Source organism: Microbacterium sp. AISO3, from assembly GCF_002204305.1.
Classification (GTDB): Bacteria; Actinomycetota; Actinomycetes; order Actinomycetales; family Microbacteriaceae; genus Microbacterium; species Microbacterium arborescens.
The window spans coordinates 218911-243305 of sequence record NZ_NHRF01000002.1 but is presented as its reverse complement, the minus strand read 5'-3'; the positions used below and the strand labels follow the sequence as shown (position 1 = coordinate 243305).

Genomic DNA, 24395 nt, shown 5'->3' with positions numbered 1-24395 from the left:
GAGTGCTCCGGTGGTCCCGCGATGACCGCGCTGTCGGCTCTCGAGACCGACGCCGCGATCCTCGTCGAGCACGTCGCACGGCGTGAGCAGCCGGCCGACGGCGAGACGGTCGCGCGGCTTCGCGCGGAGTTCCCGAGATTGCACGGGCTGTTCCGCGCGCTCTACGGCGATCGCGCGACCTCACTCGAGTCGCTCCTGACGCTCATCGACGCCGTGCTCGATGCACGTGCCGATCGGCCCGCCGAACTGCGGCGACTCGACCGCGACCGCGCGGCGCGGCCGACCTGGTTCGAATCGGAGCGGATGCTCGGCGGTGTCTGCTACGTGGACCGGTTCGCCGGTGACCTCGACGGCGTGCGCAAGATGATCCCGTACTTCCGGGAGCTCGGTCTCACCTATCTGCACCTCATGCCGCTGTTCGCCAGCCCAGAAGGTGACAACGACGGCGGATACGCGGTCTCGGACTATCGCACCGTCGACCCGGCTCTGGGGACGATGGCCGACCTCCGCGCGTTGGCCGCTGATCTCCGCGACGCGGGGATCTCCCTCGTGCTCGACTTCATCTTCAATCACACCTCGAACGAGCACGAGTGGGCGACGCGCGCCCTCGCCGGCGACCCGGTGTACGAGAACTTCTATCTGATCTTCCCCGACCGCGAGCTTCCTGATGCGTACGAGCGGACCACGCGCGAGATCTTTCCGGACGACCATCCGGGCTCGTTCGTGCCGCTTCCCGATGGCCGGTGGATCTGGGCCACCTTCTACCGGTTCCAATGGGATCTCAACTACGCGAACCCCGACGTATTCACGGCGATGGCGAGGGAGATGCTGTTCCTCGCGAACCAGGGTGTCGAGATCCTCCGGATGGATGCGGTCGCCTTCATCTGGAAGCGTCTCGGGACGACGTGCGAGTCCCTGCCCGAGGCTCACCTGCTCCTGCAGGCGTTCAACGCGGTGCTGCGCATCGCGGCGCCGGCGGTGCTGTTCAAGTCCGAGGCGATCGTCCACCCCGACGAGGTGCAGGACTACATCTCGCCCGACGAGTGCCAGCTCTCCTACAACCCGCTGCAGATGGCGCTGACCTGGGAGGCGCTGGCGACCCGTGACGCCCGGCTACTTCAGCTCGCGCTCGACGAGCGCCACGAGCTTCCTCCCGGGACCGCGTGGGTCAACTACGTCCGAAGCCACGACGACATCGGTTGGACGTTCGCGGACGAGGATGCCGCGCGCTTCGGGATCGACGGCGGGCCGCATCGGCGCTTCCTCAACGACTTCTACATCGGCCGCTTCGCCGGCTCGTTCTCCCGGGGCTTCCCGTTCCAGGAGAACCCGCGCACCGGCGATGCCCGGATCGCAGGCACAACGGCCTCGCTGGCGGGGATCGCGGCGGGCGACGACGGCGGTGAGGACCGGGTGGTGCTCGCGCATGCGCTCGCGATGTCCACCGGCGGCATCCCGCTGCTGTACCTCGGCGACGAGGTGGCGCAGCTCAATGACGACACGTTCCAGGACGACCCGGCGCGGCGAGGAGACAGCCGGTGGGCGCACCGGCCCGAGCGACCCTCCGAGCGGTACGAGGAGCGGCGGGACGAGTCCACGGTTGCCGGACGGGTCTTCACGAGGCTCCGGCACCTGATCGACGTGCGCCGAGCCACGACGGAGTTCGCCGGGAACGAGCTCATCCCCTTCCACACCCCCCACGCCGCGGTCGTGGGGTTCATACGTCCGGCGACGGATGAGCACGGGGGAGCGGTGCTCGTGCTCGCCAATGTCGCTGACGAGCCGGCGGCGATCCCCTCCGAGACCGTGAGCGGGCTGGATGAGTCGGCGTGGGACCTCATCCGGGACTCCGCGGTGGGGCTCGGGAGCGGCCTCGTGCTGCCGGCGCACGCGTTCGTGTGGTTGCGCGTCCGCCGGCTGTGAGGCGGGCTACACCGTCAGAGGACGTCCTCGAGTATCAGCTCGCGCAGAGTGACGCGTCGAAGGTCCCGGGCGGTGACGACCGTGCCGTCGCCGAGGTTGCTGCGGCCGCTGAGGTGCTCGGCGATACGGCGCGCCACGAGCGCGCGGTCCTGGTCGTCGTCCAGGACGATGCCGACAGCGGTCAGGTCGCGGCCCAGCGAATTGCTCGAGTGAACGCTCGCGTGGTCGATCAGCTCGCTCGCGAAGGCGCGGCCTTCGTTCAGTCGACTCGCGGCGTGGACGACGGCGACGAGGATGCGCGGTGACACGCGGCTCAGCTCGCGTTCCAGGAGTGCGTCGACGTCGGCGATGCACGCCGGGAGCTCGTCGGGGGAGTCGGGGAGCGACACCCCGATCGTGAGTGCATCGGGCCGGTGATCCGGCGTCGAGACCTGCGTCAGTGCGTCGATGATGTCGGCATCCAAGCCGGCGATGTGCATGGCCGTCTCCCTTCGTCGCGCTCCGTTCGAGCGAGGATGACCGATTACTGTACCAGCTGGACGGTACGAATGCAGGTCGGCGCGACGAGGCTCACCCGGAGGTGACCAGAGTGCGACCCGGGCCGAGGGGAACCAGGGGGGAGCGATAGGAGAGGCCGGTGTCCGCGGGATGCAGCACCACTCGAGCCTCGCCGAACCGCCACAAGCGATTGAAGAGGAAGACGGTGATCTCCACGGCCTCGTCGTCGGGCACGAGCCAGGTGCCGACGCCCCATTGCGCGGGCTGTCCGCGGCCGTCGATCACGACCGTCGGTCGGACGCCGGGAATCAGGTGCAGCATCGGCCGGCGGAGATTCAGCGTGACGCGTCGTCCCTTCGATGCGGCGTCGCCGGTCACGCTCGTTCCGCGCGGGGGTGTGTCGGTGTCATCATCGCACCACGGTATCGGCAGGCGCGCCGGTCACCTACCGGCGGTCCGACCCCGATACGCAGTTATGGGCGTCTGCGGCGGGCGACGAACGCGATTCCGAGAAATAGCAACAGCATGCCGGCGTGCGTCCGTGCGAAGACATCAGACGAGGACAGATGCGGCTCCAGGGGCTGACCGCAACGCGGAACTGACATAATGTGCATTATCGGATGCGGCGAACGGAGCGCGCTGTTTGGCACCAGCTCACACCCGTGGGACGAGCGCGCGACCGCGCGGCCGGCTTGACGGCAGTCCGCCGCTGACTGCGAGAGCGCCGAGAACGGTTGCCGTGATCGTCGACACCGTGAGAAGAGCCGACGCGAGCGTGCGCTCCGACCCCGATGCGTACGACGCGCACAGCGCGACGGCGGTGATCGCCGCCAGCAGGATCAGGACGGGTGTGAGTCCGCGCAGTCGGCGCTGCGCTGTCGTGAGCACGGCCGAGCCGCGTTCCCGGCGATGACGGGCTGCGCTGACCAGGAGCGCAGCGATCGTGCACCAGAAGCCCACGACGAGACTCGCCGTGACGACGTCGCTCGGTCGGTGCCAGCCGGCGGCGATGACGCCCATGCCGGCGACGGTGGCCCACACGACGAGCACAGGCGCGAGGACGAACTTCATCCGCGTCGGGGCGGCGAACAGCGCGGCGCAGGCTGCCGCGATCGCGATGGTCGCATGACCCGACGGCAGGGAGTTGTGGTAAGTGCCCCAGCCGCTGGCGAGATCGGGGCGCGCGATGATGTCGTGCTTGAGCACCTGCGTCACGATGCTCGCGCCGACGAAGACGACCGACGCTGCGCCCGCCTCCGCGAACCGGCGGGTGACGAGCGCCGTTGTGATGCTGACCACCATCGTCACGGCCGCCACGATGAGGATGTAGTTGGCGCTCACGTGCTGCGCCGCCAGCAGGATCGGGTTGCTCGACGATGTCGTGGCGACCATCGCCGCCTGATCGGCGTGCTGTCCGGAGGTCGTGAACACGCACACCGCGATCGTCACGGCGATAGCCGCCAGCTGGACGGCGGCCAGCGGGATGTAGCGCACGCTGCGTCTCATGTCGTCACCTCTTCCACGTCTGAACAACCGTACGAACCGGAGCCTGTGAGCGGGGTCAACGCCTACCCGCACTCCCCTAGGCTCGAAGGGTGCAGGTCGTGACCGGGTTCGTCGTCGTCGGGGTCGCGATCGTCGTCGGTTACGTCATCGGCCGCATCGATCTGCTCGGACCTCACGGCCGTCCCGTGCTCGCGCGCCTGATCTTCTTCGTGCTGTCGCCGTTCCTCATGTTCGTCGTGCTCTCGCAAGCCGACGTGTCGACCCTGTTTTCCGCGTTGCTGCCCGTCTCAGCGATCGCCGCCGTCTCGATGTTCGTCGTCTACGCGTTGATCGCGCGGCTCGTGTGGCGCCGCTCTGTCGGCGAGACGCTCATCGGCATGCTCTCGGCCGGGCAGGTGAACTCCAACAACATCGGCATCCCGCTGTCGCTGTATCTGTTGGGGTCGGCCGCGTTGCCGGCGCCCGTCATCCTGATGCAGCTGATCGTCTTCACCCCGATCACGATGGCGATCCTCGAGGCCGTCACGACCGGACAACGCAAACCGTTGCCGATTTTGAAACGGACCGTCGGCAACCCGATCGTCATCGCCTCGGTGGCGGGAGTGATCGTGTCCGTCTCGGGACTGCGGTTGCCGCCGATCGTGCTCGACCCGCTGCAGCTGATCGCGGACGCCTGTGTGCCGGTGCTCCTGATCGCGTACGGGATGTCGCTCCACGGACAGCGCGTGCTGTCGGCATCCGGCCGTCGCCGCGACATCCTCCTGGCATCGGGGCTCAAGCTCATCGCGATGCCCCTCGTCGCCTGGGCGGTCGCCGCGCTCGCGTTCGGCCTCTCCCCCGCCGACACGTTGGCGGTCACGGTCCTCGCGGCCCTCCCGACCGCGCAGAACGTCTTCAACTTCGCCCAGCGCTACGACATCGGCGAGACGATCTCGCGCGACACCGTGTTCCTCACCACGCTCGGCTGCGTCCCCGTACTCCTCGCCGCGACCCTGCTCCTCGGCTGAGTGCCTCTCACCCCGCGCCACTCCCCCGGCGCTGCACCGCGCGCTCTGATGCCGCTTCGTCATGTCCAGTAGCGTGAGGCGAGACGGGAGCGTCCGACTTCCGTGAAGGAGGCCCTGCCATGACAACTGCGGAGAACATCGCCGGACGATTCATCCGATCGCTGCGGACATCGTTGATCCTGACCGGCGTCCTCACCCTGGTTCTCGGCCTGCTGATCCTCATCTGGCCCGGGCGGACGGCCCAGGTGCTGACGGGCATCATCGCGGCGTACGCGATCGTCGCGGGTGTCGTCTACGCCGCGCTCGGCGTCTTCTCGCGGACGAAGGACGGTTGGGCGCGCGTCGGACACATCGTGCTCGGCATCTTCTTCGTGGTCGTCGGCGTCGTGGCGTTTGCTAACCTCGCCGCGTTCACGGTGTCGTTCGCTGCGTTCCTCGGCGTCCTGGTGGGCATCATGTGGATCATCGAGGGCGCGGTGTCGTTGTCCGTCGTCGGTGAGTCGTCGTCGCGAGGCTGGACGATCGCGTTCGCGATCCTCTCGATCATCGCCGGCGTCCTGCTGCTGTTCACGCCCCTGTGGGGCGTCATCGTGCTCTGGTGGCTGCTCGGCATCTCGGCTGTCGCCCTCGGAATCGTCAACATCATCCGAGGGCTCGCGCTGCGCCCCTGACAGGTGGGGTGCGTCACACCGGGAGGTGGCGCCCCCACCAGTCGAGGATGGCCTCGAACCGTTCCACGCGGTGTCGGGGCCGTCCCGAGCGGGTGAGCTCGTGGTCCTCGCCGGGGAACACCAGCAGCTCGGCCTCCGTGCCCTGCCGACGCAGGGCGGTGTAGTACCGCGTCGCCTGTTCGAGCGGGCATCGGAAGTCCAGCTCGGAATGGATGACGAGCGTGGGGGTGTCCACGCGGCCGACCATGGCCATCGGGCTTTGCGCCCGGATCGCGGCAGGATCGGTGCCGACGTACTCGTCGCCGAAGAACGAGCCGATGTCGCTCGTTCCCTGGAAGGTCTCCGGGTCGAGGAAACCGCGCTCGACGATCGCCGCGGCGAACCGGTGGTCGTGCGCGATCGTCCAGGCGGTCAGATAGCCGCCGTACGACCCGCCCATGATTCCGACCCGTCCACCATCGAGCCGTGCGTCAGAGGCGACTGCTCCGTCGAGGAACGCGAGGACGTCGACGAGGTCGTCGGTGCCCATGCGCCCGCGGATGCTGCGCCCGTGAGCGCGACCGTATCCGGCGCTGCCCCGCGGATTGCAGTACACGACGGCGTAGCCGGCATCGACCAGCACCTGCGTCTCGTCGAAGAGATGGATGCCGTACGAGGCATACGGGCCGCCGTGGATCTGCAGAAGCACGGGGAACGGGCCATCGCCCTCGGGTGTCGCCACCCATCCGTGCACGCGATAGCCGTCGGGTGCCGTCACCTCGAGCTCGCGCGGAACGACGAACCCCGCTCGGCTCGCGGCATCCCCGAAGGAGGTCAGCAACCGCGCGTCCACGCCGTCGGCGTCGAGGAGAAGGAGCTCGCCGGCCGACCGATTGGTCGCGACGGCGCAGACGATTCGCCGGCCTGCAGCGTCAGCGCCGTGGCCGGTCACTTCCATGCCCCGGCGCAGGCGCACGGCGGCGCCGTCGCGCGAGACGCGGAGCAGGTGCACCTCTCCGCGGGTGCGGTTCTGCACCAGGAAGTCGTCGCCCACTGCCGTGATGTGCGAGCCCACTTCCCCGAGGTCGATCGTCTCGGGATCGGTCAGTCTCCGAGGGCCATCGCCCTCGAGGATCCACAGCGCGACGCCCGGCGCGACGAAGTCCGTGCCATCGGCGCCCGCGTCGGAGGCGAGGAGGGCGATGCTGCCGTCGGGGGCGACGGCGACGTCGGCGATCGAGAGGGTCGCGGGCAGCACCACGCGCTCCCCCGTTCCATCGACGCTGATCGCGATCAGGGGCGAGCGGAGGTCGCGACGTTCGCGCTCGATCTCATCCGTGGTGGTGAGGATCTCCGAGCCGTCGGCGGTGAAGACGACACCGTCATGGGAGAGCTCGCCCGAGGTCAGCTGGCGCGCCTCCGCCGGCACGCGCGGTGCAGGCGCGGACGAGCCTCCCTGCGGCTCGGGGGCGGGAGCGTACGCGGGCTCGGAACCGAGGTCCGGTGCGGCGACGACGAAGACCTGAGCGGGGCGGTCCGCGATGTAGCCGATGCCGTTCGCATGCCACCGGACGCCCGTGATCCGCCGAGGAGATTCTGCTTCGGCGGCGAGTCCTTCCACCGAGCCGTAGCGGCCCTGCTCGGGAATTCGCGCGGTGAAGGCGAGGAGATCGCCCGCGGGTGACCACGCGAACGCCCCGACACCGAGGGGCGCGTCGGTGACCTGGACGGGCTCCGAGCCGGATGCCGCGATCACGTGGATCTGCGGCTTACCGCCGGCGTCGCCGCGGATGAACGCGACACGGCGGCCGTCCGGCGAGAGGCGCGGCGAGGAGTCGGCCACGCCGCGGGTGAGCCGGTGAGCCTCGCCCGAGGGCAGCTCGATACGCCAGAGCTGTCCCACGTTCCGGTTCGCCGAGATATCGGGCCGTGACGTCGCGAACACGGCGAACGAGCCGTCGGGGGCGACCGTCGGACGCCCCACGGCGATGAGAGCCTCGATGTCCGTGGGGCGCATGGTCACTCGCCGCCGAAGGACGAGATGTCCCCGACGAGACGGGTGTTGTCGGAGGGGATCGGCTCGACGGCGGCGAGGGCGATCTCGGCGGCGAATTCCGACACGTTGTACAGCTTGCCGGCCGACTCGCGCCGCGTGGCGATCGCCCCCGGATTCGCGCGCTCGAGCAGGGTCGCGGTGATCGTGCCCTCGATCATGTCTCCCGACACGACGACGAATCCGATGCCGCGCTCCGAGAGCTCGCCGATGCGCTCGCGCAGAGCGTCCTCGCCGGCCCGCTTCGACAGGGCGACGGCCTCGTACTCGGGCATCGTCGGGGTCGTGCGGATGAAGTGAGCCTGGTGACTCGTGACGAACACCACGCGCGACCCATCCTCGAGCAACGGCAGCGCCGCGTCGAGGGTGCCGAGCTGCGCGTCGCGGTTGAGGGTGAGGGCGTAGTCCTCGGCCATGCCTCCCTCCATGCCGCCGGATGCGTTCAGCACGAGCAGATCGAGGTGGCCGAACGTGTCGCGCACAGCGGCGAACATCTCGTCGACCGAGGCGCGATCGGTGAGATCGGCTCCGACGACGAGCACCTCGACGCCGAGGTCGCGGAGCTCGGCCGCGAGCTTCTCGGCGCGGGGCGCCTTGTTGCGGAAGTTGATGACGACGTTCGCCCCCGCCTGCGCGAGGTACCGCGCTGTGTCGGCGCCGATGCCACGCGACGATCCGGTCACCAGTGCCGTGCGACCGGTGAGGGTTCCGGCGGGAAGGGGCTGAGTCATGTGACGCTCCTGCGGGGAAGAAAGGCTCTCGGCACGGCGGGCCGCCGGCACCGCACGAGCCTATCAACCGGTCCGGATCGCACCCCCGACTGATAGGTTCGGGATGAGGGACGAAGGAGCGCCGATGTTGCCCGATCTCACGCAATACCTGTGGATAGCGTGGCTCGTGCTGGCCCTGATCTTCGTCATCGTCGAACTGCTCACTCTCGAGTTCACGTTCCTGATGCTCGCCGGCGGCACGCTCGTCGGCGGTCTGGGCACGAACCTCCTGTCCGCTCCGTGGTGGCTGCAGGTCGCCGCGGCGGCCGCCGTGTCGGCACTGCTGCTGTTCACCATCCGTCCGCTGCTCCTTCGCGCCCTGCATCGCAGCAGTCAGCACATACCGACCAACGTGGACGCTCTCGCGGGCCTCGGCGCTCGCGTCCTGGTCCCGTTCGTCGACGGGGCGGGCGCGGTCAAGCTCGACAACGGCGAGACGTGGACTGCTCGACTCGTCGACGACAGCGCAGACGTGTCCGTCGGCGCCCGCCTCGTCGTCCGCGCCGTGCGCGGCGCGACCGTCGAGGTCGGCATCCCCTCCCCCGACCCGAAGGAGAACACCCGTGGTTGACGTCGGCGCTTTCGTGGGGCAGATCTTCGTGATCGTCCTACTCGTCGTCCTGGCGATCTTCGTGATCGTCGTGCTTTTCCGCTCGATCCGGATCATCCCGCAGGCCTATGCGGGCGTCGTCGAACGGCTCGGCCGCTACCAGCGCACCCTCTCGCCCGGGCTGAACCTGCTGGTGCCGTTCATCGACCGGGTCCTGCCTCTCGTCGACATGCGTGAGCAGGTCGTGTCGTTCCCGCCGCAGCCGGTCATCACCGAAGACAACCTCGTCGTCTCGATCGACACCGTCGTGTACTTCCAGGTGACCGACGCCCGTGCCGCCACCTACGAGATCAACAACTACCTGGGCGCCGTCGAGCAGCTGACGACCACGACGCTGCGCAACGTCGTCGGCGGTCTGAACCTCGAGGAAGCCCTCACCAGTCGCGACAACATCAACGGGCAGCTGCGCATCGTGCTCGACGAGGCGACGGGAAAGTGGGGCATCCGAGTATCGCGCGTGGAGCTCAAGGCGATCGATCCGCCCACCTCGATCCAGGACTCGATGGAGAAGCAGATGCGCGCCGAGCGCGACCGTCGTGCCGCGATCCTCACGGCCGAAGGGTCCAAGCAGTCGCAGATCCTCGAGGCGGAGGGCCGTCGTCAGGCGGAGATCCTCAAAGCGGAGGGCGACAAGCAGGCCCAGATCCTGCGCGCCGAGGGCGAGTCCGCGGCGATCCAGTCGGTGTTCCAGGCGATCCACGAGGGCAATCCCGACGAGAAGCTCCTGGCGTATCAGTACCTGCAGACGCTGCCGAAGATCAGCGACAGCGCGTCGAGCAAGCTGTGGATCATTCCGAGTGAGTTCACCGAGGCGCTCAAGAGCATGAGCGCCGGGTTCGCGGGTCGCCGCGACGACCACCCGACCCCGTCGGCGGAGCGGTCGGCGCCGCCCGCACCGTGACGCACCCCTACTTCGCATCGGAGCGCCCGAGGATCCTGGCGCACCGCGGGTTCGTGCCGCCCGACTCCGAAGGCATCGTCGAGAACACCTTCGCCGCGTTCGCGGCCGCCCACGCCCTCGGCGTGCGCTACGTCGAGTCGGACTGCCACCTGAGCGCCGACGGCACGGTGATCCTCTTCCACGACGCCGACCTCTCGCGAGTGACGGGCGACCCCCGTCCCATCGCTGATGTCGGCGACCGAGAGCTGGAGGCGCTCATGGCCGACCGCGGGGGGCTGGTGACGCTCGCTCAGGCGCTCGACGCCTTCCCCTCGCTGCTGTTCAACCTCGATGTGAAGGCCGACGCGGCGGCGGAGAGGGTCGGCCAGCTGGTGGCTCCGTACGCGGATCGGGTTCTCCTCACGAGCTTCTCGGATCGAACGCGCGAACGTGCGCTCCGAGCCGCTCGCGCCGCCGGCGGACGACCGGCGACATCTGCGGGAACGATCCGGATCGCGGCGCTCGTCGCCGCCGTCGCGTCAGGTGTGCCATGGTTGATGAGTCGTGCGCTGCGCGGCATCGACGCGGTACAGGTTCCCGAGCGCCGGGGTCTTGTCCGCATCGTCTCCCCCCGAATGATCCGCGCGGTCCACCGTGCGGGTGTCGAGATGCACGTCTGGACGGTCAACGATGCGGACGGCATGAGACGCCTGCTGGCGGCCGGCGTCGACGGCATCGTCACGGACCGAGCCGACCGCGCCATGACCGTCGCGGCGGGAGAGCGCTGAATACCCCGACACGCTGAACATCGGCTGTGAAACCCCGATGACGAACCGTTGTTCGGATGATGCACACAGCTGCGCACGTTACAACTGATAGCCGACGAGAGGACCACACAATGGCAGACCGCAGCTTGCGCGGCATCCGACTCGGCGCCTCGAGCCTACAGAGCGAAGAGGGCGTCGTCTTTCACGACCGGGTCAACCACACGTATGTGTGTTCGCGCTGTGAGCACGAGACCGTCATGACGTTCGCCGCTGACGCGGAAGCGCCCGAGACCTGGGAGTGCCGCGCGTGCGGCGCCGAGGCTCTCCTGCGCGTGGGCGAGGGCGTCGTCGAGGTCGATCACTCGGGCGACAAGGCCGCCCGCACGCACTGGGACATGCTGCTCGAACGCCGCACGATCCCCGAGCTCGAGGAGCTGCTCGAGGAGCGTCTGGCCATGCTCCGCGAGCGCCGCGGCTCCCGTCTGAGCGCCTGAGCCTCCAGCTCTGAGCGAATGCCGTCGTCCCCTCGGGGCCGACGGCATTCTCATGTCCGGGACGCGCTGGTCGAGCGCCGCCTCGCGATCGCGACGGCGACGCCGCAGACGACGAGCGCCAGGATGCTCCCCCACCCGAGCACGACCTGCACCGCTCCGCCGATGATCACGGCGGGCGTCAAGCCCGTGCGCAGGGGCACGTCGGTGATCATCGCACCGGCTTCCGCCGCCGGTAGGCCGTCGATCTCCGTGCCATCGGGCGCGATGACCTGGCTCGTGCCGACCGTGGAGATGTTCACGACCGCCCGGCCGGTCTCGATCGCGCGCATGCGTGCGAAGGCGAGCTGCTGGAGGTTCTCATCGGTGTCCCGGAAATCGGCGTTGTTCGTTTGGAAGACGTAGACCTGGGCCCCGTCACGCGCGCCCGTCCAGATGACGTCGTCGTAGAGCACGTCGAAGCAGATCGCGAGTCCTACCCCGACTCCCGAGACATCCATGAACGGAGGATTCGTGCCCGGCGTGTACTCGCGCTGGATGAGACCGATGAGGTCGGGGACGATCAGCTCGAAGAACCACCGGTCGGGGACGTACTCCCCCATGGGTACGGGCCGTGATTTGTCGTGGATCGCGACGGGATTATCGGCGCCGGCCCGCCAGAGCATGGAGGTGTTGTAGATGTCGTCGCCGCGCTCCGTCGCGGCGTTGACCAGCAACGGCGCCCCGATGCGCTCTGACAGCCGATCGAGCGTGTCGGCGACGGACGCGTTCGACAGCGGGTCCGCGTCGATCCCGCCCTCGGGCCAGACGAGCAGATCCATGGGTTCGTCGATGATGGGCTGCGTGGCCTCCAGCTGCGACCGCAGAACGCCGTACGCCTCGCGGGAGTCGAAGTATCCGGCCGGACCGTCGCCCTGGACCGAACCGATGCGGTAGGTCCCGGCATCCGTGGTCGGGAAGGCGGGCACGGCGACGAGAACGACCGCGACGACGGCGGCGGGGACTGCCGTCCGGATGTCGCGCAGCCTGCCGAGCCGGAGCCACTCGATGCCGGCGGACGTGACGAAGACCATGAGGAACGTCAGGCCTGCCACCCCCGTCCAGGACGCGATGTGGGCGAGCGGGCTCTCGGACTGGCTCATCCCGATCCGGCCCCAGGGGAAGCCGGTGTAGGGCCACGACCCCATGAAGAGCTCGCGAGCCGTCCACAGCCCCGCCACGAGGGCGGGGAGGGCGACCAGTCGCCCTGCCATGCCGGGCAGCAGACGCGGGACCCAGCGGTACGCCAGGGCGATGGGGATCGAGCCGACCGCGAAGAAGAGCGTCTCGATGCCGGCGAGTCCGAACCACGGGATGGGTCCGAGATAACGGGTGATCCACGAGATGTGGATGAAGTAGAAGGACGCCCCGAAGACGGCTCCGACCGCGAGTGCACCCCACGACGAGCGCCCGATCAGACCGACGAGGGCGAACGCGACACCGACGAACGCCAGCGGCCACCACCCGATGTCGGGGAACGCGGCGTCCAGGACCGCACCGCCGACGATGGCGCCGATCAGTGCCAGCCACAGCGGTATCAGAGGCCGCGCGGCGGCCGGAGACGAGTCGGGCACGTGTTCGAGCCTAAACGGCGGAGTAGGCCACGATGCCGCGGCGGACGGCATCCAGCGCCGCACGCGCCGTCCGTGCCACGTCGGGGTCGGCGACGAGGGAGAGCTGATCCAGGAGATCGATCGTCTGCTTCGCCCAGCGCACGAAGTCGCCCGCGGCCATGTCGGCCTCGAGCAGGACGCGGTCGAGCATCACGCCGCGTGCCCACGAATGCATGGCTTTCGCGAGGCCCGTCGCCACCGGTTCGGTGCCGGGCAGGCGGTGGTCCTGTTCGAGGTCGTCGAGGACGGCCCACAGCTCCTGCGTTTCGGCCAGTGCTGTTCGGAAGGCGCCTCGCGGAAGCCCGTACTCGCCGGGACCGTCGCCCTCGCGGCGCGGCTCGTACACGAGACTGCACGCGAGGGCCGCCAGACCGGCCGGATCGAGGTCGCGCCACAGACCGCGGCGGAGCGCCTCGGCCACCAGGAGGTCGCGTTCACCGTAGATCCGACGCATCGTCGAACCCGCCGACGTCAGGACGGTGGTGCCATCGGCCCCGACGGTGACGTAATCGAGCGCCGTCAGGACGTCGACCACCCGGTCGAAAACGCGCGCGACCGTTCCGGTCCGGGTGTCGATCTGCTGCCGCAGCTTCTGCACGTCACGGCGCAGCCGCCAGTAGCGTTCCGCCCACCGGGCGTGGTGCTCCCGATCCGGGCAGTCGTGGCAGGGATGCCGCTGCATTCGCTTACGCAGGCCCGCCAGCTCGTCCTGACGACGCTGTCGGATGCGGGCCGGCGCGGTGCGGTCGTTGCGGTTGAGCTTTTCGAGGTCGCTGAGCTCCCGACGGATGCCGGAGTACTCCGCGAAGTCCCCCCGATCGCACGTCATGGAGCGGGCGTAGCCGTCGAGCGTCTGTTCCTTCTCCTTGACCTGGCGCGCAAGCCCGACGACCGATCGGTCGGCCTGGAACTGGGCAAACGACGACTCGAGGATCTCCCGCGCCCGGTCGCGACCGAAGCGATCGATGAGATTGACGGCCATGTTGTAGGTGGGGCGGAAGCTCGAATTCAGCGGATATGTGCGACGCGATGCCAGCGCGGCGACCGCCTGCGGGTCGAGCCCATCGCTCCACTGGATGACCGCGTGCCCCTCGACGTCGATGCCCCGCCGGCCGGCGCGTCCGGTCAGCTGGGTGTACTCGCCCGAGGTGATCGCCACGCGCGCTTCCCCGTTGAACTTCTCGAGCTTCTCGAGGACGACGGTGCGGGCAGGCATGTTGATGCCCAGTGCCAGCGTCTCCGTCGCGAAGACGGCCTTCACCAGCTTGCGCTGGAAGAGCTCCTCGACGACCTCCTTGAACGCCGGAAGCAGACCGGCGTGGTGGGCCGCTACGCCGCGCTCGAGGTTGTCGCGCCATTCCCAGAAGCCCAGGACGGCGAGATCCTCCTGAGCGAGCGCGCGGGTGCGCCGGTCGACGATCGCCCGGATCTCGTCGCGTTCCTCGGCCGTCGTGAGTCGCAGGCCCGACCGGCGCACCTGCTGCACGGCACCGTCGCAACCGGCGCGGCTGAAGATGAAGAAGATCGCCGGAAGCAGGTTCGACCGGCCGAGAAGCTCGACGACAGCGGGACGATCGATGCGCTCGAGGCGCTGCAGCGCCGACGGGCGAGCCGGCGCGGTGCCCCCGCGGTGCTTGCGATGCGCTTCGCGGCCTCCTCCGCTGCGGTGAGAGTGCGCGCGGCGGTTGTTCTCGTAACGCTGGCCCTGGGGCGAACGCAGCCGCGTCAGCTCCCGGTTGACCTGCGCCGTCGCGACGCCGGCGCGATCATCGAAGAGCGGAAGGAGGTCGCCGCGCACCAGGACGTGCTGTTCGAGAGGAACGGGCCGGATCTCGGAGACCACGACCGCGGTGTCGCCTCGAACGGTGTCGAGCCAATCGCCGAACTCCTCGGCGTTGGAGACGGTCGCCGAGAGCGCCACCATCCGTACCGACGGGTGGAGGTGGATGATGACCTCCTCCCACACGGCCCCGCGGAAGCGATCGGCGAGATAGTGGACCTCGTCCATGACGACGTAACGGAGGCCGCGCAGGGCCGGCGAGTCGGCGTAGAGCATGTTCCGGAGCACCTCCGTGGTCATGACCACGATGCGAGCGCTGCCGTTGATGTTGGTGTCGCCGGTGAGGAGGCCGACCTCGTCCTCACCGTAGACGTCCACCAGCTCGCGGAACTTCTGGTTCGACAGAGCCTTCATAGGGGTCGTGTAGAACGCCTTGGTGCCGGGCTCGAGCATCGCGAGGTGCATGGCGAACTCGCCCACGATCGTCTTGCCGGCGCCCGTCGGGGCGGCGACGAGCACGCTCCTGCCGTCCTCGAGGGCGTGGCATCCGGCGACCTGGAAGGGGTCGAGGTCGAAGCGCTGCATGCCCGCGAAGGCGGTGGTCAGCGGATGCGCCCGCGCAGACTGCGCCGCCAGGAAGCGCTCGGCGGGACTGGAGTCGCTCACGCGAGCGGATCGGTCGTCGGAGGCGGACCGGGAACGGTCAGCTCGGGCGCGCGGCGCGACCGTCGCAGGTCGAGCAGGAGCGAGAGGGCCGCGGCGGCGAAGTAGAGGACGGTCAGGATCGAGGCCAGCATCAGCATGCTCACGATGTCGGCGGCCGGTGTTGCGAGGCCCGAGAATACGACGGCGATGAGGATGGCGACGCGCCACCCCTTGAGGATCGCCTTGCCGCTCATGATCCCCGCGAAGTTCAGGGCCACGAGGAACACGGGGATGATGAACGCGACACCGACGACGAGCAGCAGCTTGAAGACGAAGTCGTAGTAGTACTTGCCCTCGTAGAAGTTGGCGGAGGCCTCCGGCGAGAACGTTGCCATGATCTCGACGATGTGGGGCATCACGAGCCATCCGGTGTAGACGCCCGCGAAGAAGAGCGGAACAGCGGCGGAGACGAAGCCGACCGTGTACCGGACTTCTTTGCGCGTGAGCCCCGGCATGAGGAAGGCCCAGATCTGCCAGAGCCAGATCGGCGCGGAGAGGATGATGCCGACGGAGAACGAGATCCGCAGCCGCATGTCGAACGGGCCGGTGATCGTCGAGTACATCAGCTTGACGGCTTCGGTGTCGCCGCGCTGCTCAGCGACGACGCGGATCGGCTCGGTCATCGCCCAGATGATCCAGTCGGTGAGGAAGAACGACACCACCATCGACGCCACGAGCGCGAGCGCCGAGATGATGAGGCGTCGTCGAAGCTCGATGAGGTGCTGTCCGAGGGACATGCGCTTGTCGCGCCGGGGCGCGCCTTCCGCCCCTGAGCGCGTGCGCTCAGCCGTCACCACGCGGGACTACGGCGTGGGAGCTGCGGGACCGCTCTTCGGGTCCGCGGGCTTCTCGACGGGTGCGACGTCAGCGGTCGTCGAGGTGGCGGTGCCGGCCGTGGCATCGTCGTCCTTCATGGCCTTCATCTCACCCTTGAAGATGCGGGCCGACTGTCCCATGCTCTTCGCCAGCGCCGGCAGCTTCGCGGCACCGAAGAGCAGCAGGATGACGATGAGTAGGATCCACAGGTGCGGACCTGCGAACAGATTGCTCATTGAGTCTCCTCGTCGATCGTTTCGCACAGTCTAACCCGAGGATTTTGTGCCGGAGCCCGCGTCAGTCGTACTGGTCCAGGCCCGCCTGGGCCCAATCATGGGCGGCTCGCCGCGCGTCCGGCGGAGCGACGACTTCGATGCTGCCGCCGCTGCGAGCCACCAGCCGTTTCAGCGATCGAGGATCGGCGACGCGGATGAACGCTGTATGCGACGCGCCCTCGTCCTGCACCTGCGCGTTGGCGAGGAATTCGCCGACCACGGATGCTGCGTGGGACGGGTAGCGGATCTCGGCGAGCACCTCGTCGTCGCCCGGTTGGAACAGCTCGGGAACCGGCTCGGACGAGTGGAGGGCCGGGATGTCGGTGAGCGCGGGCGCGGTGACGCGGTCGAGGTGAAAGGTCCGCATGGCACGGCGGGTATGGCACCAGCCCTGGAGGTACCACTGCCCGGCTGAGATCGTGACCTTGACCGGATCCACGGTGCGCGTCGTGGGCTGAGCATCGGGGGCGGTGTAGGTGAACGCGACGGCGACATGAGCGCGGAGCGCGCGCGCGACCGTCTCGCGCACGTCGTCGACGGGCGCGGGTGCGACGATGACATCGGCGGGAGTCTGGCCGGCGCCGCGCGCGAGCTTCGCGAGGAGACCCTGCACGATGCCGCTGTCGCCGACGCCGGGAACGGCCGCGGCGAGCTGGAGTCCGGCCAGCAGTGCGGCGGCTTCGCGCGCGGTGAGGCGGGGTGATCGCTCCAGACCCACCGTGTTGGTGATGACGATGCGGTCCTCCCTGTCGAGGAGGTCCCAGTCGATGTCGAACAGATCGTTCGCCATCTGCCAGAATCCGCCCTCGCCGGGGAGCCCGATGACGGTGAGCTTCTCGACCATCGCGCGCATCTGCTGCGGGTCGACGTCGAAATCGCGCGCGGCATCCGCCACGGTCACCTCGCCCTGGGCGATGAGGTACGGGACGAGCTGGAGGATCAGCGCGGCGCGGTCGGTCGCCACGACGGGCTGCGCGCTCATGAGGGCGCAGCCGATCGATCGCGTGCCGCGCGCAGCCGCTGTACAACGGCATCCCGGAGCCCGACCGGCTCGAGGACCATCACCTCGGGCCCGTACGAAGCGAGTTCGTCGGCGAAGACCTCGAGGTCGACGAAGGGGACGTCCAGCTGTCGCCCCGTCGCCGTCCCGGCACGGGCTCGACGGCGCAGACGAAGCTCCGCCTCCGTTCCGGGCACCACCATGACCGTGCTGATCTGGCGGCGGGCGACGTCGCGGAGACCCGCCAGCGCGCGTTCGCCGGCGCCGGCTCGGAGCGTCTCGTTGAATCCCTGGCGGGTGACGACGACGTCGCCGAGGATCCGCGAGAGCAGGAACGTCCGCTCGGCTTCGACCCCGGTGTCCCACCCGAAGAGGTGCCACCGGGCCTCGTACTCCACGAGGGCGAAGGGGCGCACCCGGCGATGCCGTGGCCGTTCGGAACCGGGACGCAGGTAGTCGAACTCCACCTCGCGAGCCTGCTCGATCGCCCGCTGCAAGGGCAGGAACGATGCATCGTGCAGGTCGAGCCGCGGTGCGAAGCCGATGATCGGCTCGTCGACCTCGATTCCGAGCGACCGGATCTTGCGCAGTCCCGAACGTGCACCGGTCGACAGTGTGTGCTCGCCCCACACTCCCCCGGCGAGCGTGAGGACCGCCAGCTCGGCGGGGGTGAAGGTGATGTCGGCGGGCAGCTCGTACTCGGTCGGCGGGATGCGGTAGCGCGCCTCGCGGAGATCGTCCGGGTCGGCGTAATCGCCGATGGTCTCGATCGGGACGCCGAGTCCGCGCAGGTTCTCCTTGTCGCGTTCGAACATCTTCTCGAGCGCTTCGCGACGCGCACCCGACTCGGCCTGCTCGCGATAACCCGACACGGACCCCAGGATCGTGTCCTTCGTCACCCCCTGCTCGGTCGCCATGAGCGCGACGACGAGGTTGACCAGGCGTTCCTCGGGAGGGACGCGAGTGGGCGTGATGGACATGCCTTCGATTCTAGGCGGGCGCGCCGGAGCCCGACTCAGGACGCGGCGTCGAGGCCGAGGATGTCGACGACGAAGACGAGCGTCGAGTTCGCGGGAATCGCGCCCTGCGCCGTGTCGCCGTAACCCTGGTCGGGCGGGATGACCACGAGGATCTGCGAGCCGACCGTCTGACCGCGGAGCGCATCCGCGAAGCCGGGGACCGTGCTGTCGAGTTCCATGGGCTGGGCGCCGCGACCCCACGTGCTGTCGAAGACCTTCTCGTCGGCCCACGTCACGCCGGTGTAGTGCACTCGAACCGGGACGTCTCCGGTCACCTCGGGGCCATCGCCCTTCTTCAGCACCTCGACGGCGAGGTCGCTCGGCGGAGCGTTATCGGGGATGACGATTCCGGGGCGCCCGTCGGGGGCCAGCACGACCGAGGGCATGCCGGGGCGGTCGTTGAACTGGTCCGCGCCGTCGGCGGCGGCGAGGTAGACCTTCTGCAGGTCGAGCACGACGACCGTCGTCGCATCCTCGGTCATTCCGAAGCGGGCGCGGGTGTCTGCCGTGACCTCGTCGGGACCGAGGGCCATCACCACGCGGGATCCCTCAGTCGCGCAGTGGAGGGCGTCGACGAGTCCCGGGAAGGTCGCCTCCCAGCTGTCGAGCGGGTACACCTCCGATAGCGTGCCGGTGTAACCGGATGCCGCGATCGGCGCGCCGGACGACCCGTCGAGGACGGTCAGGTCGAAGACGACGTCTTGAGCGTCGCTCGTGATCGCGCGACCGTCTCCCGTGACGGCGTCGCGTGCCGCGAGGCCGTCGACGTGGACCGGCGCCGACAGCGCGACGGCGGGCTTGGTGCCCACCTCCGTGTCGGTGACGTCGATGAGGTCGAGCGCCGTCGACCCGGATACGTCGCGCGTGCACGACTCCGAGCCCGAGGACGGCGTCGCACAGGCCGTCAGAGCGAGCACGGTCAGGGAGAGAGCGCCGGCGGCGGCGATGATCCTACGCACCGCGCCAGTCTACGCGGAGTCGCCGTCGTGCCCGTCCGACGTGGACACCGAGCTGCGCGCCGCGCGCTGGGCCTCCCGCACGCGCTTGCGCAGGTTCTTGTCCGTGATCTCGCGGTCTCCGACGGCGCCCGGGGTCCAGATCTCGACGTCCGCGTCGTCGTACGACGGCTTCTTCAATGCCCGCTTTCGGACATCGGGCGGGATCGCCCCGGGGGCGAGGCGGCGCGCGGTGATGAGGAAGCCCGTGTGGGCGACCATGCGATGATCGGGGCGCACGGCCAGACCCTCGACGTGCCAGCCGCGGATCATCGTCTCGGACGCGTCGGGATCGGTGAACAGGCCGGTGCCGCGGAGATACTCGGCAACACGGCTGAGCTGGGTGGCCGTCGCGACATAGCAGAGCACGACGCCGCCCGGGGCCAGCGCGTCGGCGACGACGTCGATGCACTCCCAGGGAGCGAGCATGTCGAGGACGACGCGGTCGACGGTCCCCGGCTCGACGGCGCCCGGCAGGCTTTCGACGAGATCCCCGACGACGATGGACCAGTTCGCGGGGGTGCCGCCCGTGAACGTGGCCACGTTCGCTTCGGCCACCTCGGCGAACTCGCCGCGGCGCTCGAACGACACGAGCCGCCCCTGGTCGCCGATCGCGCGAAGGAGCCAGAGCGACAGGGCACCCGAGCCGACTCCCGCCTCGACGACAGCGGCTCCGGGGAAGATGTCCGCCGCGGCCAGGATCTGGGCCGCGTCCTTCGGATAGACGATCGCGGCGCCGCGCGGCATCGACATGACGAAGTCGCGGAGCAGAGGCCGAAGCGCCAGATACTCGTGCCCGCCGCTGTTGGTCGCCACCGAACCGTCGGGCTGACCCACGAGCACCTCGTGCCGCAGGACGCCGTGGTGAGTGTGCAGCTCTCCTCCCTCGCGGAGGGTGATCGTGTGCATCCGTCCCTTGGGGCCGGTCAACTGGACGCGGTCGCCGTAGCGGAACGGGCCGCGCGGCTGGAGATCGTCGGTCATGCGGAGGCTCCGAGTCGGTGGAGGGAGAACAGGTCAGCCAGATCGGACACCGAGCGTCCCGCGAGTGAGTCCCAGAGCGCGTGTGCGCCGAGCCCGTGGAGGGGCACCATCAGCGGCACGCCCAGAGCGACGGCGCCCGAGGCGACCGCGGAGCGCAGGCCGTTGGGAGAATCCTCGATCGCGACGGTGTCGGCGACGTCGACCCCGAGCGCCTCGCACGCCTGCAGATACGGGTCGGGGTGCGGCTTGGGTCGCGTCGCCTCATCGCCGGCGATGACGACGTCGAACGACTCGAACGGGATAGACGACACGACGGTGTCGGCCATGCTGCGCATCGACATCGTCACGAGGGCCGTCTTGATACCGGCTTCGCGAAGCCCCGAGAGCAGCTCGCGGGCGCCGGGGCGGAACGGCGTTCCGCCGATCCGCAGCTGCCCCGAGACGGTCTCGGTCAGATGGTCGATGATCTCGTGCGTGTGCATACGGACGCCGGCATCCTGCAGGATGCGGGCGGAGTCCTCGAGCCCCAGCCCCACGAGGCTGAGTGCCTGCTCGGGGGTCCACACTCCCCCGAAGCTCTCGACGAGGGGGCCCTCCGCGGCCATCCAGTACGGTTCGGTGTCGACGAGCGTGCCGTCCATGTCCCAAAGGACCGCGGCGGGGGAACGAGAAGTCATCCGCACCATGTTACCGACGCAGGGCTGAGACGCCGCGTGGCCCGACCCGCACGCGCCGGCCGCGGCGTATCGTGGAGCAGACCCGCTCGCGCAGAGCGAGCCGGCTCGGAACGGAGGACGGGTTGAACAGTCTGGGACGCCGCGTCCTCGTGGTCGCGTTCGACGGTTGGAACGACGCCGGCGAGGCCGCGACAGCGGCGGCGACGCAGCTGCGCGAGTCCCGTCCCTACGACCCCGTCTACTCGGTCGATCCCGAGCTCTACTTCGACTACATGTACACACGGCCGCACATCCAGGCCGACGCTGATGGCCGCCGCTCGCTGAAGTGGCCGGACGCGACGATCTGGCGTCCGCGCGCGACCGCGCGAGGGACGCGCCTGTGGGTCCTCAGCGGCGCCGAGCCGGCGCGGGCCTGGAAGTCGTTCGCGGCCGAGCTGGTGGATGCCGCGCTGAGTGAGGACATCACCGGTGTCGTCGCGCTCGGCTCGATGATGAGCGACGTCCCCCATACCCGTCCCATCACCGTCTTCAGCGGCAGCGATAACGACGAACTGCGCGCCGCGCTGGGGCTGGAGCGCTCGACCTATGAGGGGCCCGTCGGCATCCTGTCGGTCATCGCCGCGGCCGCGGAAGAGGCCGGCATCCCCACCGCGGCGCTGTGGGCGAGCGTCCCGCACTATGTCGCCGGACACTCGCCGTCGCCCAAGGCGACTCTCGCGCTCCTCGACAAGCTCGAGAGCATCACGGGCGCCAAAGTCGCCCGCGGCTCCCTGCCCGGCGACGCGCTCGCATGGGAGGCGACGATCGACGCCGCCGCAGCGGACGACGAGGAGATGACGGAGTACATCCGTCAGCTCGAGCAGACCCGTGATACGTGGGACTCGCCCGAGGCGTCGGGTGACGCCATCGCGCAGGAGTTCGAGAAGTATCTGCGGCACCGGGGTGACGGCAGCGACGGCCGTGGCCTCGGTCGCGGCCCGCATCGCTGAGACGCACGCCGCGACCCTCCGGCCAGGTCAGTATGCCTGCAGGACGCCGAGCGAGAGCAGGATGATGAGCAGCGCTCCCAGGCCCACCCGGTACAGCACGAAGGGCAGGAAGCTGCCGCGCTTGAGGTACTGCATGAGGAAGGCGATCACGGCGAGCCCGACTCCGAACGCGACGACGGTGGCCACGGCGGTGTCGACGAGCGAGAACACCGAAGCCCCCGGCTCGCGGATCGCCTGCAGCAGCTCGTAGAGTCCACTGCCGAAGACAGCGGGAACCGCGAGCAGGAAGGCCACTTCGGCGGCCGCCGGCCGGGTGTATCCCAGTGCGAGCCCCATCGTCGTGGTGGCGCCCGAGCGCGAGACGCCCGGGATGAGCGCGAGTGCCTGGGCGAACCCGAGCGCCAGGCCGTGACCGTACGTCAGGTCCTTCTCGGTCCGGACGCGTCGCCCGAGGGCGTCGGCCGCTCCGAGGATGAGGCCGAAGACGATGAGCACGATCGCCACGAGCCAGAGGTTGCGAAAGGTGTCGCGGATGACGTCCTGGAAGAGGAATCCGAGCACGCCGATCGGAAGCGTGCCGATGATGACGATCCACCCGAGCCGGACGTCGGCGTCGTCACGCGGAACCGAACCGCTGAACGAGCGGAACCAGCGACCGATGATGCGGGTGATCTTCTTCCAGAAATAGACCAGCACGGCCAGCTCGGTGCCGATCTGAGTGATCGCGGTGAAGGTCGCTCCCGGGTCCTGCGCCGACGGCAGGAACTCCCCCACGATGCGCAGGTGCGCGCTCGAGGAGATCGGCAGGAACTCGGTCAGGCCCTGGACGATGCCCAGGATGATGGCTTCGAGGAGCTGCATGAGCGGCCTTTCAGTACGTGCGGATCAGATCGGTGAGCACGCGCTGACCGAAGATGAGCGCGTCGATCGGGACGCGTTCGTCGACACCGTGGAACATACCCGTGAAGTCCATCTCTGCCGGGAGGCGCAGCGGCGCGAAGCCGAATCCCGCGATGCCGAGTTCCGAGAGCGCTTTGTTGTCGGTGCCGCCGCCCATCAGGTACGGCAGCACCGGCACGCCGGGATCGTGACGGCCGAGCGCACCGACCATCGCGTCGACGAGCGAGCCCGCAAAGGGGACCTCGAGGCCGATGTCGCGGTGCACGATGTCGATTCGGATGTCGTCGCCGACGATCCGCTGGATCTCGGCCAGCACGGCGTCCTCCTGTCCGGGAAGCGTGCGGACGTCGATAGCGGCCGACGCGGCATCGGGGATGACGTTGTGCTTGTAGCCGGCGGTCAGGCCCGTCGGGTTCGTCGTGGTGCGGAAGGTCGACGCGAGGAACGCCGACGTCGGCCCGGTCGCGTCGGCGACGGCATCCGGATCCGACGCGTCTCGGCCGCTGAGCGCCGCGAGGTCGTCGACGAGTCGCCGGGTCGTGTTCGTGAGCTCGATCGGCCAGCGCGCGCGCCCGAGCTTCGCCACGGCCTCGGACAGGCGAGTGATGGCGTTGTCCGGGTGCAGCCGGCTGCCGTGCCCGGCCCGTCCGGTGGCGTGGAGCCGAAGCCACACCAGAGCCTTCTCACCGACCTGCAGCAGGTAGGCGCGGTGCCCGTCGACGCCGATCGAGTAGCCGCCGACCTCGCTGATCGCCTCGGTCGCTCCGGCGAACCACTCGGGCCGGTCGCGCACCACGAGCTGCGAGCCCTCGACGCCGCCGTTCTCCTCGTCGGCGAAGAACGTCACGATCAGATCGCGCTCGGGCTGCTCCCCCGCGCGCAGGAGCTCGGCCACGGACGTGAGGATCATCGCGTCCATGTCCTTCATGTCCACGGCGCCGCGACCCCACAGCATCCCGTCGCGGACGACGCCCTCGAACGGGTCGACGCTCCAGTCCTCCGCCATCGCCGGCACGACGTCGAGGTGACCGTGCAGGACGAGAGCGGGCTTCGAGCTGTCGCGACCCGGGATGCGCACAGAGACGTTCGTGCGCCGCGGGATCGGCTCGTAGTACTCGGGTCGAAGTCCGAGGGCCTCGAGATACGCCCCCACGTACTCGGCCGCTTCGCGTTCGCCGCGCGAGCGCCCTTCGCCGAAGTTGGTCGTGTCGAAGCGGATGAGGTCCCGCGCGACGCGGGCGACCTCGGGCAGATCGTCGTACTCGGACATGCTCTCCACGCTAGTCGCGAACCGTCGCCGGAAATGACGAAGGGCTCCGTTTCCGGAGCCCTTCTCTCACTGTGCGCGAGGGGGGACTTGAACCCCCACGCCCTATACGGGCACTAGCACCTCAAGCTAGCGCGTCTACCTATTCCGCCACCCGCGCAGTGTTTTTCAGTTGTTCCCA

Annotated in this window: 24 protein-coding genes and 1 tRNA gene; 8 read left to right on the top strand and 17 right to left on the bottom strand. The window is 69.1% G+C overall.

The annotated features are described in order from the left end of the window. Nucleotides 1-21 precede the first annotated feature (21 nt). Complete coding sequence (locus CBF90_RS04000) at nucleotides 22-1923, top strand: alpha-amylase family protein (protein WP_084670278.1); 1902 nt, start codon at nucleotides 22-24, stop codon at nucleotides 1921-1923. Between the two features lie 14 nt (nucleotides 1924-1937). On the opposite strand, the gene CBF90_RS03995 is transcribed toward CBF90_RS04000, so the two are convergent. The 3 genes from CBF90_RS03995 to CBF90_RS03985 form a co-directional block, all read right to left on the bottom strand. After that, a complete protein-coding gene (locus CBF90_RS03995; RefSeq protein WP_023950656.1) occupies nucleotides 1938-2402 on the bottom strand; it encodes a hypothetical protein in 465 nt (154 codons plus the stop codon). Nucleotides 2403-2493: 91 nt separating this feature from the next. After that, nucleotides 2494-2799 (bottom strand): hypothetical protein, encoded by a 306-nt coding sequence (locus CBF90_RS03990; protein ID WP_242435580.1) that lies wholly within the window; start codon nucleotides 2797-2799, stop codon nucleotides 2494-2496. 276 nt (nucleotides 2800-3075) lie between these two features. After that, entirely contained in the window at nucleotides 3076-3927 is an 852-nt protein-coding gene (locus CBF90_RS03985) for a phosphatase PAP2 family protein (RefSeq protein WP_088379968.1), read from the bottom strand. An 89-nt stretch (nucleotides 3928-4016) separates the two neighbouring features. On the opposite strand from CBF90_RS03985, the gene CBF90_RS03980 reads away from it, so the two are divergent. After that, nucleotides 4017-4934, top strand: a complete 918-nt coding sequence (locus CBF90_RS03980; RefSeq protein ID WP_023950668.1) for an AEC family transporter — start codon at nucleotides 4017-4019, stop codon at nucleotides 4932-4934. Between the two features lie 119 nt (nucleotides 4935-5053). Then, complete coding sequence (locus CBF90_RS03975; RefSeq protein ID WP_088379967.1) at nucleotides 5054-5605, top strand: HdeD family acid-resistance protein; 552 nt, start codon at nucleotides 5054-5056, stop codon at nucleotides 5603-5605. 13 nt (nucleotides 5606-5618) lie between these two features. Here CBF90_RS03975 and CBF90_RS03970 read toward each other — a convergent pair whose 3' ends face one another. Together CBF90_RS03970 and CBF90_RS03965 are read right to left on the bottom strand one after the other, a co-directional pair. After that, nucleotides 5619-7601: a S9 family peptidase gene (locus tag CBF90_RS03970; protein ID WP_088379966.1), complete on the bottom strand. Its 1983-nt coding sequence runs from the start codon at nucleotides 7599-7601 to the stop codon at nucleotides 5619-5621. Nucleotides 7602-7603: 2 nt separating this feature from the next. Beyond that, nucleotides 7604-8368 carry an SDR family oxidoreductase gene (locus tag CBF90_RS03965; protein ID WP_036304576.1) on the bottom strand — a complete coding sequence of 255 codons (765 nt, stop codon included), beginning with the start codon at nucleotides 8366-8368 and terminating at the stop codon, nucleotides 7604-7606. 124 nt (nucleotides 8369-8492) lie between these two features. Between CBF90_RS03965 and CBF90_RS03960 the strand changes: the two genes are divergently transcribed. From CBF90_RS03960 to CBF90_RS03945, 4 genes are all read left to right on the top strand, one after another. Continuing rightward, nucleotides 8493-8978 (top strand): NfeD family protein, encoded by a 486-nt coding sequence (locus tag CBF90_RS03960; protein WP_023950676.1) that lies wholly within the window; start codon nucleotides 8493-8495, stop codon nucleotides 8976-8978. Then, the gene (locus CBF90_RS03955) at nucleotides 8971-9918 is read left to right on the top strand and encodes an SPFH domain-containing protein (RefSeq protein WP_023950679.1); all 948 of its coding nucleotides are present in this window, start codon (nucleotides 8971-8973) and stop codon (nucleotides 9916-9918) included. The genes CBF90_RS03960 and CBF90_RS03955 overlap by 8 nt, the downstream gene beginning before the upstream one ends. Further along, nucleotides 9915-10685 (top strand): glycerophosphodiester phosphodiesterase family protein, encoded by a 771-nt coding sequence (locus CBF90_RS03950; protein ID WP_023950681.1) that lies wholly within the window; start codon nucleotides 9915-9917, stop codon nucleotides 10683-10685. Before CBF90_RS03955 ends, CBF90_RS03950 begins: the two co-directional genes overlap by 4 nt. A gap of 110 nt (nucleotides 10686-10795) precedes the next feature. Continuing rightward, complete coding sequence (locus tag CBF90_RS03945; RefSeq protein ID WP_023950683.1) at nucleotides 10796-11158, top strand: RNA polymerase-binding protein RbpA; 363 nt, start codon at nucleotides 10796-10798, stop codon at nucleotides 11156-11158. Between the two features lie 50 nt (nucleotides 11159-11208). Here CBF90_RS03945 and lnt read toward each other — a convergent pair whose 3' ends face one another. The 9 genes from lnt to CBF90_RS03900 form a co-directional block, all read right to left on the bottom strand. Then, entirely contained in the window at nucleotides 11209-12768 is a 1560-nt protein-coding gene (gene lnt, locus CBF90_RS03940; protein ID WP_242435579.1) for an apolipoprotein N-acyltransferase, read from the bottom strand. A gap of 10 nt (nucleotides 12769-12778) precedes the next feature. Next, nucleotides 12779-15253 carry an RNA helicase gene (locus CBF90_RS03935; RefSeq protein ID WP_088379965.1) on the bottom strand — a complete coding sequence of 825 codons (2475 nt, stop codon included), beginning with the start codon at nucleotides 15251-15253 and terminating at the stop codon, nucleotides 12779-12781. Continuing rightward, a complete protein-coding gene (gene tatC / locus CBF90_RS03930; RefSeq protein WP_052007547.1) occupies nucleotides 15250-16029 on the bottom strand; it encodes a twin-arginine translocase subunit TatC in 780 nt (259 codons plus the stop codon). The genes CBF90_RS03935 and tatC overlap by 4 nt, the downstream gene beginning before the upstream one ends. A 66-nt stretch (nucleotides 16030-16095) precedes the next feature. Continuing rightward, nucleotides 16096-16344, bottom strand: coding sequence for a twin-arginine translocase TatA/TatE family subunit (locus CBF90_RS03925; RefSeq protein WP_023950691.1), 249 nt, complete (start codon nucleotides 16342-16344; stop codon nucleotides 16096-16098). 61 nt (nucleotides 16345-16405) lie between these two features. Then, nucleotides 16406-17365, bottom strand: a complete 960-nt coding sequence (locus CBF90_RS03920; RefSeq protein ID WP_064956560.1) for a YafY family protein — start codon at nucleotides 17363-17365, stop codon at nucleotides 16406-16408. Next, on the bottom strand, nucleotides 17362-18363 hold the full coding sequence (locus CBF90_RS03915; protein ID WP_088379964.1) for a YafY family protein: 1002 nt from the start codon (nucleotides 18361-18363) through the stop codon (nucleotides 17362-17364). The genes CBF90_RS03920 and CBF90_RS03915 overlap by 4 nt, the downstream gene beginning before the upstream one ends. A gap of 35 nt (nucleotides 18364-18398) precedes the next feature. After that, nucleotides 18399-19361: an FKBP-type peptidyl-prolyl cis-trans isomerase gene (locus tag CBF90_RS03910; protein ID WP_023950697.1), complete on the bottom strand. Its 963-nt coding sequence runs from the start codon at nucleotides 19359-19361 to the stop codon at nucleotides 18399-18401. Nucleotides 19362-19370: 9 nt separating this feature from the next. Next, nucleotides 19371-20381 (bottom strand): tRNA (adenine-N1)-methyltransferase, encoded by a 1011-nt coding sequence (locus CBF90_RS03905; RefSeq protein ID WP_088379963.1) that lies wholly within the window; start codon nucleotides 20379-20381, stop codon nucleotides 19371-19373. Next, the gene (locus CBF90_RS03900) at nucleotides 20378-21058 is read right to left on the bottom strand and encodes an HAD family phosphatase (protein ID WP_088380055.1); all 681 of its coding nucleotides are present in this window, start codon (nucleotides 21056-21058) and stop codon (nucleotides 20378-20380) included. The genes CBF90_RS03905 and CBF90_RS03900 overlap by 4 nt, the downstream gene beginning before the upstream one ends. A 122-nt stretch (nucleotides 21059-21180) precedes the next feature. Between CBF90_RS03900 and CBF90_RS03895 the strand changes: the two genes are divergently transcribed. Then, nucleotides 21181-22047 (top strand): PAC2 family protein, encoded by an 867-nt coding sequence (locus CBF90_RS03895; protein ID WP_023950703.1) that lies wholly within the window; start codon nucleotides 21181-21183, stop codon nucleotides 22045-22047. A gap of 27 nt (nucleotides 22048-22074) precedes the next feature. Here CBF90_RS03895 and CBF90_RS03890 read toward each other — a convergent pair whose 3' ends face one another. The 3 genes from CBF90_RS03890 to CBF90_RS03880 all read right to left on the bottom strand — a co-directional run bounded on the left by CBF90_RS03890 (nucleotide 22075) and on the right by CBF90_RS03880 (nucleotide 24374). Then, nucleotides 22075-22908: an undecaprenyl-diphosphate phosphatase gene (locus CBF90_RS03890; RefSeq protein ID WP_023950705.1), complete on the bottom strand. Its 834-nt coding sequence runs from the start codon at nucleotides 22906-22908 to the stop codon at nucleotides 22075-22077. Between the two features lie 10 nt (nucleotides 22909-22918). Continuing rightward, entirely contained in the window at nucleotides 22919-24217 is a 1299-nt protein-coding gene (locus CBF90_RS03885) for a M20/M25/M40 family metallo-hydrolase (protein ID WP_023950707.1), read from the bottom strand. A 72-nt stretch (nucleotides 24218-24289) separates the two neighbouring features. Beyond that, nucleotides 24290-24374, bottom strand: a tRNA-Leu gene (locus CBF90_RS03880). Between the last annotated feature and the right edge of the window lie 21 nt (nucleotides 24375-24395).